General features: G+C 70.1%; 12 protein-coding genes. 5 read left to right on the top strand and 7 right to left on the bottom strand.

Going from position 1 to position 14,956, the window contains the following annotated elements:
* The first annotated feature begins 168 nt into the window (after positions 1 to 168).
* Positions 169 to 633, top strand: coding sequence for a GNAT family N-acetyltransferase (locus tag GTY58_RS18660; RefSeq protein ID WP_078234413.1), 465 nt, complete (start codon positions 169 to 171; stop codon positions 631 to 633).
* On the opposite strand, the gene galK is transcribed toward GTY58_RS18660, so the two are convergent.
* From galK to galT, 3 genes are read right to left on the bottom strand one after another with little or no spacing between them, the layout of a single operon-like run.
* Positions 626 to 1,768: a galactokinase gene (galK, locus tag GTY58_RS18665; RefSeq protein WP_042494435.1), complete on the bottom strand. Its 1,143-nt coding sequence runs from the start codon at positions 1,766 to 1,768 to the stop codon at positions 626 to 628. The two genes, GTY58_RS18660 and galK, sit on opposite strands and share 8 nt — an antisense overlap.
* A 6-nt stretch (positions 1,769 to 1,774) precedes the next feature.
* Positions 1,775 to 2,734 carry a UDP-glucose 4-epimerase GalE gene (gene galE / locus GTY58_RS18670; RefSeq protein ID WP_010985006.1) on the bottom strand — a complete coding sequence of 320 codons (960 nt, stop codon included), beginning with the start codon at positions 2,732 to 2,734 and terminating at the stop codon, positions 1,775 to 1,777.
* Positions 2,731 to 3,816, bottom strand: a complete 1,086-nt coding sequence (gene galT, locus GTY58_RS18675; protein ID WP_010985007.1) for a galactose-1-phosphate uridylyltransferase — start codon at positions 3,814 to 3,816, stop codon at positions 2,731 to 2,733. Before galT ends, galE begins: the two co-directional genes overlap by 4 nt.
* Positions 3,817 to 3,993: 177 nt before the next feature.
* Here galT and GTY58_RS18680 point away from each other — a divergent pair, with 177 nt between their 5' ends.
* The 4 genes from GTY58_RS18680 (at position 3,994) to GTY58_RS18695 (ending at position 7,934) form a co-directional block, all read left to right on the top strand.
* Positions 3,994 to 5,703: a sodium:solute symporter family protein gene (locus GTY58_RS18680; protein ID WP_010985008.1), complete on the top strand. Its 1,710-nt coding sequence runs from the start codon at positions 3,994 to 3,996 to the stop codon at positions 5,701 to 5,703.
* Between the two features lie 21 nt (positions 5,704 to 5,724).
* Entirely contained in the window at positions 5,725 to 6,012 is a 288-nt protein-coding gene (locus tag GTY58_RS18685; protein WP_010985009.1) for a hypothetical protein, read from the top strand.
* Between the two features lie 195 nt (positions 6,013 to 6,207).
* Entirely contained in the window at positions 6,208 to 7,005 is a 798-nt protein-coding gene (locus GTY58_RS18690) for a maleylpyruvate isomerase N-terminal domain-containing protein (RefSeq protein ID WP_010985010.1), read from the top strand.
* Positions 7,006 to 7,511: 506 nt separating this feature from the next.
* A complete protein-coding gene (locus GTY58_RS18695; protein ID WP_137865222.1) occupies positions 7,512 to 7,934 on the top strand; it encodes a hypothetical protein in 423 nt (140 codons plus the stop codon).
* A 145-nt stretch (positions 7,935 to 8,079) separates the two neighbouring features.
* On the opposite strand, the gene GTY58_RS18700 is transcribed toward GTY58_RS18695, so the two are convergent.
* From GTY58_RS18700 to GTY58_RS18715, 4 genes are all read right to left on the bottom strand, one after another.
* On the bottom strand, positions 8,080 to 8,805 hold the full coding sequence (locus tag GTY58_RS18700) for a response regulator transcription factor (protein WP_010985012.1): 726 nt from the start codon (positions 8,803 to 8,805) through the stop codon (positions 8,080 to 8,082).
* A 250-nt stretch (positions 8,806 to 9,055) separates the two neighbouring features.
* On the bottom strand, positions 9,056 to 10,957 hold the full coding sequence (locus GTY58_RS18705; protein ID WP_037644829.1) for a PQQ-binding-like beta-propeller repeat protein: 1,902 nt from the start codon (positions 10,955 to 10,957) through the stop codon (positions 9,056 to 9,058).
* Positions 10,958 to 11,015: 58 nt separating this feature from the next.
* Positions 11,016 to 12,887 (bottom strand): PQQ-binding-like beta-propeller repeat protein, encoded by a 1,872-nt coding sequence (locus tag GTY58_RS18710; protein WP_010985014.1) that lies wholly within the window; start codon positions 12,885 to 12,887, stop codon positions 11,016 to 11,018.
* 223 nt (positions 12,888 to 13,110) lie between these two features.
* Entirely contained in the window at positions 13,111 to 14,916 is a 1,806-nt protein-coding gene (locus GTY58_RS18715; RefSeq protein ID WP_010985015.1) for an ABC-F family ATP-binding cassette domain-containing protein, read from the bottom strand.
* Between the last annotated feature and the right edge of the window lie 40 nt (positions 14,917 to 14,956).

Genomic DNA, 14,956 nt, shown 5'->3' on the forward strand with positions numbered 1-14,956 from the left:
GCAGCCGCACGGCCGCCGCCGTGCTGGAACTGCTACCCCCACTCCGGGCGTCGTACCCGACTGTCTCGCCCCCTGATCAGCACCGGCCCCCACCGGTACTGCTCATCAGGGTAGGGCCGGGAGCCGGAAGCGGAAGGCTATTTGCAGAACTGGTTGGCCAGCGCGTTTATGGTGAGCCGTATGTTTCGTATGGAGACAGAAGTCGACAACGAGCGGCGGAATCTGCTTCGGCGGCGGCTGCTGGACACGAACACGGCGGCGTCCCCCGCTCTGCGCGCGCTGCGCGGAACGCCGGACGAACGTGAACGTCCGCTGCATGTGTGGGCGTTGTCCGAGGACGGTGACCTGGCCGGCGGCCTGGTGGGCCACACCTGGACGACGTGGCTGCACGTCACCTACCTCTGGGTGGACGAGCGCCACCGGGGCACGGGGCTCGGCTCCCGGCTGCTGGCCGACGCCGAGCGGACGGCCCACGACGAGCGCGGCTGCCGGGCCGCCCGCCTGGAGACCTGGGACTTCCAGGCCCCGGATTTCTACCGGAAGCGGGGCTACGAGGTGGTGTGCGTGATCCCCGACTATCCGCCGGGGACCACGGAGTACACGCTGACGAAGCGCCTCGACCGCCTCAGCTGAGCCGCCGGGCGCCCTCCGAGGGCACTGCCGGGAACACCCGTGGCGCCGTGTGACCGGCCGCCGCGAACGCCTCCGTCACCGCCTTGGTGACCGTGTCCACGTCGGCGGACTCGACCAGGACCACCGCCGAGCCGCCGAAGCCGCCGCCCGTCATGCGCGCGCCGAGCGCGCCCGCCGCGTTCGCCGTGCTGACCACCAGGTCCAGCTCCGGGCAGGAGATGCGCAGGTCGTCGCGGAGGGAGACATGGCCGTCCGTCAGGATCGGGCCGATCGCGCGTACGTCGCCCGCGTCCAGCAGGGCGATGACCCGCTCCACCCGGTGGTCGTCCGAGACGACATGGCGTACGTAGCGGCGTACCCGCTCGTCGGGCAGGCGGGACAGCGCGCCGTCCAGCTCCTCGTACGCGACGTCCCGCAGATGCGAGACCCCGAGCTGCCGTGCGCCCTCTTCGCACCCCGCGCGCCGTTCCGCGTAGGCGCCGTCGCCCAGCGCGTGCTTCACCCGGCTGTCGACGACCAGGAGTTCGAGGCCGTGGGCCGGCAGGTCGAAGGGGACCTGGCGGATGGACAGGTCCCGGCAGTCCAGGTGCAGGACGTGGCCCTCGGTGCAGCAGGCCGACGCCGTCTGGTCCATCACGCCGCACGGGACGCCGGCGAAGTCGTTCTCCGCGCGCTGGGCGAGGCGCGCCAGTTCGGGGCGGGTCAGGCCCAGTTCGTAGAGGTCGTTCAGGGCCAGCGCCGTCACGACCTCCAGGGCCGCCGACGAGGACAGGCCGGCGCCCGTCGGCACCGTCGAGGCGAGGTGGATGTCCGCGCCCGTCACCGGGTGTCCCGCGGAGCGCAGCGCCCACACCACACCCGCCGGGTACGCGGCCCAGCTGGTGTTCGTCAGCGGCTCCAGCTCGTCGACGCGCAGCTCGACCACGGGGCCCTCGATGTCCGCCGAGTGCAGCCGCAGGACTCCGTCGGTGCGCCGGGACACCGCCGCGACCGCCGTGTGCGGCAGGGCGAGCGGCATCACGAAGCCCTCGTTGAAGTCGGTGTACTCGCCGATGAGGTTGACCCGGCCGGGGGCGGCCCAGACGCCCTCCGGCGCGGCCCCGTACAGCTCCTCGAACCCTTCGCGAACCCCCACCACTTATTACTCCTTGTGCTGAGCGAACGCCCAGGCGTCCGCGACGATGCCCGCGAGATCCGCGCGGGCCGGGTTCCAGCCGAGTCGCTCGCGGGCCGTGGCCGCGGAGGCCACGAGCACCGCCGGGTCGCCGGCGCGGCGCGGGGCCACGATCTCCGGGATCGGGTGCCCGGTGACCTGGCGGACGGTCTCGATGACCTCGCGGACGGAGAAGCCGTTGCCGTTGCCGAGGTTGCAGACCAGGTGCTCGCCGGGCGTGGCCGCGTCCAGCGCGAGCAGGTGGGCCTCGGCCAGGTCCGCGACGTGGATGTAGTCGCGGACGCAGGTGCCGTCCGGCGTCGGGTAGTCGTCGCCGTAGACGGAGATGGCGTCGCGGCGGCCCTGGGCGACCTGGAGCACGAGCGGGATGAGGTGCGACTCGGGGTCGTGCCGCTCACCGCAGCTGCCGTACGCGCCGGCCACGTTGAAGTAGCGCAGGCTGACCGCGGCGAGCCCGTGGGCCCCGGCCTCACCGGTGATCATGTGGTCGACCGCGAGCTTCGAGGCGCCGTAGGGGTTGGTGGGCCTGGTCGGCGCCGTCTCGACGATCGGCACCTCCTCCGGCTCGCCGTAGGTCGCGGCCGTCGAGGAGAAGACCAGCTTGCGTACGCCGGCCTCGCGCATCGCGGCCAGCAGGGCCAGCGTGCCGCCGACGTTGTTGTCCCAGTACTTCTCGGGCTTCACGACCGACTCGCCGACCTGCGAGAACGCGGCGAAGTGCAGGACCGCGTCGAAGGAGGAGTCCAGCCACTTGGCGGCGTCGCGGATGTCGCCCTCGACGAAGGAGGCGCCCGCCGGCACGCCCTCGCGGAAGCCGGTCGAGAGGTTGTCGAGGACGACGACCTCGTGGCCGGCCTCGATCAGGTGCTGCGCGACCACGCTGCCGACATAGCCGGCACCGCCGGTGACCAGGTACTTCCCACTCATGAACTCGCTACCTCTCGCAGTCGCTGGGCCGCGGTCTCCGGCGGCACGTCGTTGATGAACACGCTCATGCCGGACTCGGAACCCGCGAGAAACTTCAGCTTGCCGGAAGTGCGGCGAATGGTGAAAAGCTCGAGGTGGAGTGCGAAGTCGTCACGGTTGACGCCTTCGAACTCCTCCAACGGGCCGAACGGCGCCTGGTGCCAGGCGGCGATGTACGGCGTCGGAGGCTCGCCCACCCCTTCTTTCCCTCCACCCGTCCCATCGAAGATCCGGTCGAAGCGCCTCAAGAGTTCCAGATACACCTTGGGGAACTCTGTGCGTGCGTCCTCGTCGAGGGCCAGCAGGTCGGGGACCCGGCGGCGCGGGTAGAGGTGGACCTCGTAGGGCCAGTGCGCCGCGTACGGAACGAAGGCGACCCAGTGCTCTCCCTGAAGGACGATCCGCTCCCCGGCCAGTTCGCCGGCGAGTACGTCGTCGAAGAGGTTGCCGCCCCCCGTCGCCTCCTTGTGCGCGGCCGCCGAACGCAGCATCAGCGCAGTACGGGGCGTGGTGAAGGGGTAGCCGTAGATCTGTCCGTGCGGGTGGCCGAGTGTCACGCCGATCTCGGCGCCGCGGTTCTCGAAGCAGAACACCTGCTGGACGGAGGGAAGATGCGACAGCTCCGCCGTCCGGTCGGTCCAGGCGTCCAGGACCAGGCCCGCCTGCTCCTCGGTCAGGTCGGCGAAGGAGGAGTCGTGGTCGGAGGTGAAGCAGACCACCTCGCAGCGGCCGGAGTCTCCGGCCAGCGAGGGGAAGCGGTTCTCGAAGACGACCACGTCGTACGAGGAGTCCGGGATCTCGCTCAGCCGCTCGCCCTCGGAGGGGCAGAGCGGACATTCGTTCGCCGGGGGGTGGTAGGTGCGGCCCTGGCGGTGCGAGGCGATCGCGACCGAGTCGCCGAGCAGCGGGTCGCGGCGGATCTCCGAGCTGGTGACGGTCCGGTCGAGCGGGCGCCGGTCCACGGCGTCGCGCACGGCGTCGTCGCGCAGGTCGTAGTAGATGAGCTCGCGACCGTCGGCCAGCGGGGTCGAGGTCTTCTTCACGCCGGACTCCTCATTCGAGCCACCCAAGTCTTCAAACAGAACTCAACATAACAAACCACAAGGCCCCCCAGACGTCAACATCACAATCAAACAAAGAACCCCAATACACGTGTTCATTTACTGAACGCGGAGGCGTAGGTTCCGGTCGGATACGTTCACGCAACGAAGCGAGTTCCTATGCAGTCCCCCACGCATCTGCCCACACATCCACTCGAAGCGACGTACCTCGCCGACGGGCTCCGACTCCCCACGAACGGGCTCGACTACACGATCCTCGCGATCTACTTCGCCGTCGTGCTGGGCATCGGCTTCGCCGCCCGCCGCTCGGTGAAGACAAGCCTCGACTTCTTCCTCTCCGGGCGCTCCCTGCCCGCCTGGGTCACCGGCCTCGCGTTCATCGCCGCCAACCTGGGCGCGACGGAGATCCTGGGCATGGCGGCGACCGGCGCGCAGTACGGCGTCGCGGTCGTCCACTGGTACTGGATCGGCGCCATCCCGGCCATGGTCTTCCTGGGCCTGGTGATGATGCCGTTCTACTACGGCTCCAAGGTCCGGTCGGTCCCCGAGTATCTGCTCCAGCGCTTCGACAAGCCGGCACACCTGCTGAGTTCGGTCCTGTTCGCCTTCGCGGCGATACTGATCGCGGGCGTCAACCTGTACGCGCTGGCGATCGTCGTCGAGGCGCTGCTCGGCTGGCCGCAGTGGGTGGCGATCGTGGTCGCGGGCTTCCTGGTGCTCGCGTACATCACGGTCGGCGGTCTCTCCTCGGCGATCTACAACGAGGTGCTTCAGTTCTTCGTGATCCTCGCCGCGCTCATCCCCATCTCGGTCCTCGGCCTGAAGAAGGTCGGCGGCTGGGACGGCCTGAGCGACTCGCTCACCAAGAGCCACGGCGACAACTTCCTGTCCGCCTGGGGCGGTACGGGCATCGGCGACCCCAACCCGCTGGGCGCGAACTGGCTGACCATCATCCTGGGCCTGGGCTTCGTGCTCTCCTTCGGCTACTGGACGACCAACTTCGCCGAGGTGCAGCGCGCCCTGTCCGCGAAGAACCTGTCCGCCGCCCAGCGCACTCCGCTGATCGCCGCGTTCCCGAAGATCTTCATCGTGTTCCTGGTGATGATCCCGGGTCTGGTCGCCGCGGTCCTCGTCCCGAAGATCGGCACCAGCGGCTCGGACCTCCAGTACAACGAGGCGATCCCGTACCTGATGCAGGAGTTGCTGCCCAACGGCGTGCTCGGTATCGCGGTCACGGGTCTGCTCGCGGCCTTCATGGCGGGCATGGCGGCGAACGTCTCGTCCTTCAACACGGTCTTCACCACCGACATCTGGCAGCGGTACGTGGTCAAGGACCGCGAGGACGCCTACTACGTGCGGTTCGGCCGGCTGATCACGGCGGTCGGCGTCATGGCGTCGATCGGTACGGCGTTCATCGCGTCGTCGTTCTCCAACATCATGAGCTACCTCCAGACGCTGTTCTCCTTCTTCAACGTGCCGATGTTCGTGGTCTTCATCATCGGCATGTTCTGGAAGCGCGCCTCGATGAAGTCCGGCGTGTGGGGCCTGCTCGCGGGCACCACGGCCGCGATGGTCAACTACTTCTGGATCTACAAGCAGGGCGTCATCGACATCCCCAGCGACCAGGGCGCGAACTTCGTCTCGGCGATCGTCGGCTTCGTGGCGGGCGCGGTGGTCATGGTGGCCGTCACCCTCTTTACGGCTCCGAAGCCGGAGGCGGAACTGGCCGGCCTGGTCTACGGCACGCGCTCCCCGGGTGTGCCGGAGCCGCCGGCCACCGGTGACGACGCCTGGTACCGCAAGCCGGCGCTGCTCGGCTGGTCGGCGATCGTCCTGGCCGCCCTCTGCTACATCCCGTACTCGTTCTGATCCGATCGGAGGCTGATCACCATGTCCGACCTGCAACGCGAAGTCACCGATCTGGAGAGCAAGTCCGCGACCGCCGCCCGCCTCTTCGACATCCGCCGGATCATCGGCGGCCTGTTCGTGGTCTACGGGATCATCGTCACGATCGCCGGGATCTCCCCGTCCGACGCCGACCTGGACAAGGCACAGGGCGTCAACATCAACCTGTGGACGGGGCTCGGGATGCTTGCCCTGGGGCTGTTCTTCCTGGGGTGGATGTGGCTGCGGCCCACGGTGCCGCCGACGCCTGCCGATGAGGAGCCGTCGCAGTAACTCTCTTGTCCGGGGCGGGAGTTCACTTGGGGAACTCCCGCCCCGGACGGCTGTACACCGCGAGTTGCCCTCCCGCGCCGTCTCGTCCGCGGTCACCGGCACGTCACCGAGGGCGCGCGGCCCGTGCCGCGCGCTTGCCGCGTGGGCCGTGAAAATCGCTGTCCGGTTGCCGGTGCACGGTGATAGACAGCCCCGGTGGAAAAGACTCTGGAGTTTTCCGATCTGCTGCGACTGATCGACGAACGATCGACCGCCTTCCGCGCCGCGGTCGCCGCCGCGCCCAGTCTCGACGTACAGGTGCCGACCTGCCCCGAGTGGACGCTGTTCGATCTGGCGCAGCACATCGGCGAGGGGCGCCGCGACTGGGCCGCCACCGTCGCCGCAGGGCCTGCTCCGGCCAAGTCCGCAGCGGAGGGCGCCCCGGCTGCGCCCCGGGAGCGCGAGGCCCTGCTGGCCTGGTTGGCGGAGTCCACGGAGCAACTGCTGGACGCGTTGCGGAAGGCCGGCCCGGATCGCGGTTGCTGGACGTGGTGGGGGACGTCGCAGTCGCCACCGACCTCCGGTGCCGTAGCTCGGCACCAGCTCCAGCAGCTCGCGGTGCACACGTACGACGCCCAGATCACCGTAGGTGCCCCGCAGCCGCTGCCCGACGAGGTGGCGCTCGACGGTGTCGACGAGTTCCTGTCCACCTGCGTCGCAACGACAAGCGCCTGGCCGCACGAGCCCGCTGCCGTCGACTTCCACGCCTCCGAGGGCCGCTCCTGGCGCCTCTCGCTCTCCGCCGACGGCGCACGGGCCACCCGTCTTCCCGCGCCCGGCACGGCGCCCGCCGCCGCTGCCGGCGAGGACCCGGACGCGGCCGACGCCTCCTTCCGGGGCACCGCCGGTGAGCTGGTCCTGGCCCTGTACGGCCGTATTCCGGTGGACTCCCTGAAGCTCGACGGCGGCCGACGTCTCTTCGACCTGCTCGAGGCCTGGGACCCGGACGAGTAAGCCGTGACGATGCGCCGCCCCGTGCGCGATCCCCGGCCGAACTCCCCTGGAAGCCTCGGGCCGGGCCGGCTCCGCGGCCCAGGTCAGTGTGCTGGTGCGCCCGGGTTCCGGGCCGGGGTCGACGCCTTGGCCGTGCTCGCAGAAGTCGACGTTCTCCGACGGCGGCGACGGCAACGCCTGCGTGAAGCTTGCCGTCGAGCCGCAGCTTTCGAACGCTCGCTCTAGGTGGTCGCTCGTTCACAGTAGCGGGCACCCCCGTTCGAATCACTTCCTCCGCACGTCTCTGACCTGCGCTTTTCTTCCCGTCCAGGGTCTTGGTCGCCGCTACTGACCAGAGCGAACAGGACACGTGGAGTTGCCGTCGGCCGCGCCGCGGGGCCTCCTGAGCTCGGGGACACAAACCTCCCCAAACTTCCTCATTCACGCACGAAGAAAGGCGCGGAATGTTCCAAATCAAGCGCTTTGGGTCCGCAGTCGCGACGGCCGCGGCCCTGGCATCTCTGTCTATGGCTATCGCCCCCGTGGCCGTCGCCGCCACGGTCCCGCAGCCCAGCACGTCAGTCGCGCAGGGGGTCAAGGGCCCGAAGCCCCCGACGCCCCCGACCGTCTGTGCCGCTCTGAGCGGTCAGCTCTCCACGCAGCTGCAGGCCGCCGCGACGGCGCTGGCCGCCACGCCGCCCGACGTCCCCGCGGCCCAGGCGGCGATCGCCGCGGCCCAGGTCACCGTCGCACAGCTCCGTGCCAACGGGTGCCTCCCGGCGGCGCCTCCGACGCCGCCCACCTGCGCGGCGCTCACCCTGCAACTGCAGGCGCAGCTCCAGGTCCTTGCCGCCGCGCTGGCGGCCAACCCGCAGGACCCGGCCGCCATCACCGCGGCGTTCAACGCGGTGGTCGCCACCGCTGCGCAGCTCGCTGCCGTTTGTGTGTGACCGGCTAGTTCACCGCGCCCTGTGCCGGTGACTTCCCAACACGCCTGACAATGTCGTCCGAGCGTGTGGCGTTGGGTTCGGCGGTTCTTCACCGTCGGACCCAACGCTTCTTGGGTACCAGCCCCGAGAACTCGGCCAACTCGCCTCACCCCCGGCCTGGTTGCTCCGCAGGCCGAGAATCCTCCGCACTCCCGGGCCCCGCCGCCACCGGCCCCGCCCGGTCCAGCAGCCCGGTACGCGCCGCGAGCGCCGCCGCCTCCAGCCTCGACCCCACCCCCAGTTTCATCAGCACCCGCTGCACATGGGTGCGGGCCGTGCTCGGGGCTATGCCCATGCCGGCCGCGATCAGCCGGGTGTCCTCGCCGTCGGCCACCCGCACCAGGACCTCCACCTCGCGCGGCGTCAGCATCTGGAGCAGACGCTGACCTTCGTCGTCGGGCTGGGCGGCCGGGTTGAGCAGCTCGCTGAAGGCGCCCTGGAGCAGCTGTGGCGCCACGGCGGCCTCCCCGGACCGCGCTTTCATGATGGCGCGCTCGACGCCTTCTATCCGTTCGTCGTGCCGTACGTAACCGGAGGCGCCGGCGGCGAAGGCCGCCGCGATCCCACGCGGATTCGGCACCGGCCCCAGCACCAGAACCGCCACCTGCGGACGCTCCCGCTTGATCTTCACCACCGGGTCGAAGATGCCCGGCTCGTCCGGTGTCGCCGTACCGAGCAGGCACACCTCCGGCGCCCTGGTGATCACCAGCTCCGCCGCGCCCGCGGCGGGCGCGGCCGCGGCGAGCACGCGGTGCCCGCGCAGCTTCAGAGCCGAGGCCAGCGCCTCGGCGAGCAATCGGTGGTCGTCGACCACCATCAGCCGCACTCCCATCGAGCAACCCCCCAGTCCCCCCAGTGAATGCCCGCTTCGGATGCCCACTGGTCCCCTCGGACAGGAGCCCCCCCGGCACCCCCCGCCCTCCATGCCCCCGGAAGCTACACGCTTGTTCGACGTCGCGCTTCCCCTACTGGTGAGAAGTGCCCCGGATTACCGAAATCCCTCCCATTCGCGCGTGTTGAGGGGTACGTGAAAGGCCCCGCCCTGAACAGGGACGGGGCCTTTCGAACGACCGCGTTCTCGGCTACTTGGCGCCGAAGCCCAGGGCCGCGTACTCCTTTTGGTCGGTCGAGTACGGCTTGCTGACCAGATCCTTGCCCATGAAGAGGCGGCCGTCCGTGTAGAGCAGTTCGGACGACTTCGGCACCATGCTGCTGATGGCGCTGCGCACGGCGTCGGTGGACGGGGTCTCCAGGAGCTTGGTCTCCTTCAGGGACGTGCCGTTCACCGAGACGACCTGGGAACCCTTGTTGTACGGTCCGTCCTTGTACGCGATGACGTTCCCGCCGTCCATGCGGATCGGGAAGATCTCGTAGTCGTCGCCCGCGTCGATCTTGTCGCCGGCGGTCTTGCCGGTGGCCAGCGAGAACGTGACGATCTCGTTGGTCCGGCTGCCCTGGGCCGTGCCGTCGTGCTCCTTGGTCGGGACGTACAGCTTGTCGTTGCCGACCGTGATCGCGTGGCAGTCGTGGACGTCGCCGACACCGCAGTCGTGCTCGTACTTGCCGTCCGCGAGCGTGATCTTCGTGCGCAGCTTGCCGCTGTCGTCGAGGGAGAAGACGTCGGTGACGCCGGAGGCGGTGACGTCACCCGAGTCGACGCCGAAGACGACCGGCTTGCTGGAGATCACCTTGGCGTTGTCGATGCCGGTGGGGAGCTTGTAACTCCACTTCACGTTGCCCGACTTCGGGTCGAGGAGCTGGACCTCGTACTTCTCGTCGCCGTACTCGCCGCACTTGCGCACCGCGACGAGCTGCTCGCCGCCCGCGTAGCCGAGGTCCTGGCAGCCGCTGGCCTTCGGCTGCCACAGGACCTTGCCGGACGACAGGTCGAAGGCGGCGCCGCCGTACAGGCCGCCGACCCCGACGGTGCCGCCGGAGAGGGTGACCTCCTCGAACGCGACCTTGGCGTCGCCGACGGACACGTTCTTGGTCCACAGCTTCTTGCCGGTGGCCACCTCGAACGCGGTGACCTCGCTGCACGGCTTGCGGTCGCTGCTGCCGGCGCGCTTGCCCGACTCGGTGACGACCGCGGCGATGCCGGAGGCGGAGATCTCCGGCGAGGCGGCACAGGTCTGGCCGGTCAGCGGCAGCGTCCACTTGCTCGAGCCGGAGTCCGCGTCGTATCCGACGATCTTGGCGACGCCGGCCTTCGCGTAGACGGAGTCGGTGAGCCAGGAGCCGCTGACGCTGTCGATCTCCTGCTTGTCGGTGATCGTCGGCGCGGGCACCTGGAAGAGGACCTTGGCGCTGGGGTCGGCCGGCGCCTTCTCCTTGGCTTCGCCGCTGGAGGTGTCGGTGCCGCCCGAGGTGGCGTCGTCGTCCTTGCCGCCGCTGCCGCCACTGCCGCCGGTCGTGCCGGAGGAGTTGTTCTTGCTGTCGTCGCCGCCGGTGGCGGAGTACATGTACACACCGCCGCCCACGATCAGTGCGATGGCCGCGACCGCCGCGACGATGATCCAGGTCGTGGCGCCGGGCCCCTTCCGCCCGCCCTGCGGGGGCTGAGGCTGCATCGGCACGGTCGGCGGCTGGTAGCCGTACTGCGGCTGCTGGCCCGGGTAGCCGTAACCGGACGGTGCGGGTCCGGGCGCCTGCGGGTAGCCGTAACCGGGCCCCTGCGGGGCGGGCGGCGGCGTCTGCGGGTAGCCGTAGCCCGGACCCTGCGGGGCCTGCGGCGGCGCCTGCGGATACCCGTAACCGGAACCCTGCGGGGGCTGCGGTGGGCCCTGCGGGGGCTGCGGCGGAGCCTGGGGCGGGCCCTGCGGGGGCGGCGGAGTCTGGGGCGGGCCCTGCGGGGGCGGCGTGGGCGCGCCGAAACCGCCCGGCGGGGGGGCCTGGGGCGCGCCGAAACCGCCCGGCGGCGGGTCCTGGGGCGCGCCGAAACCGCCCGACGGAGGCTGGCTGGGGGGCGGGGGCGGCTGGCTCATGACGTGGGTACCTCGGAGTGCGAAGGGGCGGTGGGCCGGGACGTGAGAAGGAGCTCGATCACTTGCCGTAGGCCAGCATCAGCTTCTCCTTGGACTCGTTGCTGCCCGTCAGCCGGGTCGTGGAGAGGTAGAAGCGGCCGTCCACCCAGTCGAGGGCCTTCGAGTAGAAGCCGCTCTCGATCTGCGCGGTGCCCTGCGGGTTCTGGAGCAGCTTGGCCGGCTTGTGGCTGCTGCCGGCCGTCGGGATGGAGACGACCTGGCCGCCCGCGTCGTACGACGGCTCGACGTACGCGATCAGGTGGGTGCCGTCCATCTTCAGCGGCAGCATCGACTCGTCCGCCGGGGACTTGACGCGCCACTTCTCCTTGCCGGTCTCCAGGCTGACCGCGACGACCTCGTTGGCGCCGGTCTTCGCCTCGGTCGGCAGGTAGAGCGTGTTGGCGTCGGCCGCGACACCGGTGCAGCCCTGGAGGTCACGGTCGAGGATGGCCCAGCCGCACTGCGGGGCGAAGGACTCGTCGACGTCGACCTGGGAGCGCAGCGTGCCGTCGTTCTTCAGCGTGGAGACGTTCCACTGCTTCTTGTCCTCGTTGGTGAGGTAGAGGACGACGGGGGCGACGGAGTACGTGCGCGCGACGGTCCAGCCCTTGGGGATCTTCTTGGTCCACCTGGCCTTGCCGGTCGCCGGGTCCAGTTCCTGCACCTCGTCGTGCTCGGTGCCGGTGCCGGCCGCGCAGGAGGCGACGGAGATCATCTTGGCGCCGCCGGCGAACGCGGTGGGGAAGCAGGCGGTGCCGTACTTCTTCTTGTCCCAGCGCTTCTTGCCGGTGGCGACGTCGTACGCGGTGCCCGACTGCGAACGGCCCACCAGCAGCGTGTCACCGGTGATGGTCAGGCTGACGTTGAAGGTGCTGTCGAAGAGAGCGCCCTCGGCGATCTCGCCCTTCCAGCCCTTCTTGCCGGTGTCGAGGTCGATCTGCTGGAGCTGGTTGCACTTGGCGTTGTCGCTGACGCCGCTCATGTAGGCGACGACGATCTTGTCGTCGGCCGTCTTCTGCTGGGTGACCGAGCAGATCTTCTGCGGGAAGGTGATCGGGTCCCAGGCCGGGTTCCCGTTGCCGACGTTGTACGCGAAGACCTGCTTGTACGCGGCCTTCACCGCCGTCTTGCCGGTGATCCACATGCCGGGGGCGTCGGCGCCGGAACCGGGCGCGTCGGGCGCCTCCTTGTACCAGAGCACCTTCGACTCGCCCGCCTGGCGGCCTTCGTTGAGGTTCTCGGGGTCCGCGCCGCCGTCGCCGCTGCCGTCGCCGGGGTTGACCGGATCGTCGGAGGCGGAGGTCTTGCCGCCCTTGCTCTTCTCGCTCTTCTCGGCCACGGGCTTCTTGTCGTCGCTCCCGCCCTCGGAGGTGACGGCCCACACGGTGCCGCCGACGAGCAGCGCGGCGGCGACGGCGGCCGCGATGAGCACCGCCGGCCTGCCCTTGAAGGGGTTCTTGGAACCCCCGCCGGGCGGCGGGGTGGGCGCGCCGGGGAACTGCGGCGGCTGCTGCGGGTAGCCGTAGCCGGGCTGCTGCTGGGGATAGCCGTAACCAGGCTGCGGGGCGCCGTAGGGGCCGGGCTGCTGGGCGTACGGCCCCGGCTGCTGGGGCTGCCCGTAGGGTCCCGGCTGGCCCGGCTGGCCCGGCTGCTGGGGCTGCCCGTACGGGCCGGGCTGCTGGGGATAGCCGTAGCCGGGCTGCGGCGGAGGCGGCGACTGCGGCGGAGGCGGCGGCGTCTGCGGTGGCTGGGCGGGCGGCGGGGGCGTGCCCTGCCGTGGTTCCTGTCTCGGGTCCTGACGCGGGTCCTGCGGGCCGCCGAAGCCTACGGTCGGCTGGTCCTGCGGTGCCCCGAAGCCGCCCTGCGGCGGCTGGTTGGGCGGCTGAGTCATCAGCGCTCCCCCTCATTCACTGATTTTCGCCACCCGCGGTACTCGCTCGGAGTGGTTCTCAGACTGTTCTCAGACGGCCCTTTGTATCACTCTGCGACCCTCGAACACCGGGCTGGTACATCCCCTGTTCCCAAGGGAGGACCGGCCCGTGATGCCCTCGTTACGCGCCTTCACGCGCCCTTCACGCCGTCTGCGCGCTGCTCGCCGTACGCCCCCGCGCCGCTCAGGCGTCCTCTGCGAGTTCCAGCCAGCGCAGCTCCAGTTCCTCGCGCTCGCCGGCCAACTCCCGCAGTTCCGCGTCCAGTTTCGCCACCTTCTCGAAGTCCGTGGCGTTGTCGGCGATCTGGGTGTGCAGCTTGGTTTCCCGCTCGGAGATCTTGTCCAGCTGCCGCTCGATCTTCTGGAGTTCCTTCTTGGCGGCACGGGCGTCCGCGGCCGAAGTGGCCTTGGCGGGAGCGGGCGCCGCGGCGAGTACGGCGGCAGCGGCGACCTCCTCCATGCGGTGCCGTCGCTCCAGGTACTCGTCGATCCCGCGGGGCAGCATCCGCAACGTGGCGTCGCCGAGGAGCGCGTACACCTTGTCGGTGGTCCGCTCGACGAAGAACCGGTCGTGGGAGATGACGACCATCGAGCCGGGCCAGCCGTCGAGGAGGTCTTCCAGCTGGGTGAGCGTCTCGATGTCGAGGTCGTTGGTCGGTTCGTCGAGGAAGAGCACGTTGGGCTCGTCCATCAGCAGCCGCAGCAGCTGGAGCCGGCGCCGCTCACCACCGGACAGGTCCCCCACCGGCGTCCACTGCTTCTCCTTGTTGAAGCCGAAGGTCTCGCACAGCTGTCCGGCGGTCAGCTCGCGGCCCTTGCCGAGATCGACGCGGTCACGGACCTGCTGCACGGCCTGCAACACCCGCAGGGCCGGGTCGAGTTCGGCGACCTCCTGGGAGAGATAGGCGAGCTTGACGGTCTTGCCGGTGCTGATCCGTCCGGCCGCGGGCTGCTTCTCGCCCTCGCTGCGGGCGGCCTCGGCCATGGCGCGCAGCAGCGAGGTCTTGCCCGCCCCGTTCACGCCCACCAGGCCGACGCGGTCACCGGGGCCGAGCTGCCAGGTCAGATGCTTGAGCAGCACCTTGGGCCCGGCCTGGACGGTCACGTCCTTCAGGTCGAAGACGGTCTTGCCGAGCCGCGACGAGGCGAACTTCATCAGCTCGCTGCTGTCGCGGGGCGGCGGGACGTCGGCGATCAGCTCGTTGGCGGCCTCGACGCGGAAGCGCGGCTTGGACGTACGGGCGGGCGCGCCGCGCCGCAGCCACGCCAACTCCTTGCGCACCAGGTTCTGCCGCTTGACCTCCTCGGTCGCGGCGATGCGCTCCCGCTCGGCGCGCGCGAAGACGTAGTCGGAGTAGCCGCCCTCGTACTCGTACACGTCGCCCTTCTGCACGTCCCACATGCGCGTGCAGACCTGGTCGAGGAACCAGCGGTCGTGGGTGACGCACACGAGCGCGGACCGCCGCTCGCGCAGGTGGTTCGCCAGCCAGGCGATGCCCTCGACGTCCAGGTGGTTCGTGGGCTCGTCGAGGATGATCAGGTCCTGCTCCTCGATGAGCAGCTTGGCCAGCGCGATGCGGCGCCGCTCACCACCGGAGAGCGGACCGATCACCGTGTCCAGGCCCTGCGGGAAGCCTGGCAGGTCGAGGCCGCCGAACAGGCCGGTGAGTACGTCCCGGATCTTCGCGTTGCCGGCCCACTCGTGGTCTTCCATGTCCCGGATGACCTCGTGCCGGACGGTCGCCTCGGGGTCCAGCGAGTCGTGCTGGGTGAGCACGCCGATGTGCAGCCCGCCGGAGTGGGTGACGCGCCCGGTGTCGGCCTCCTCCAGCTTGGCGAGCATCCGGATCAGCGTGGTCTTGCCGTCGCCGTTGCGCCCCACCACTCCGATCCGGTCCCCTTCGGACACGCCGAGGGAGACGCCGTCGAGCAGGGCACGGGTGCCGTACACCTTGCTGACGGCCTCGACATTGACCAGATTGACGGCCATTTCTCTCCTGACAAGGGGGACGATCGACCCTCCAGGGTAG

Source organism: Streptomyces sp. SID5469 (genome assembly GCF_009862865.1).
Classification (GTDB): Bacteria; Actinomycetota; Actinomycetes; order Streptomycetales; family Streptomycetaceae; genus Streptomyces; species Streptomyces avermitilis.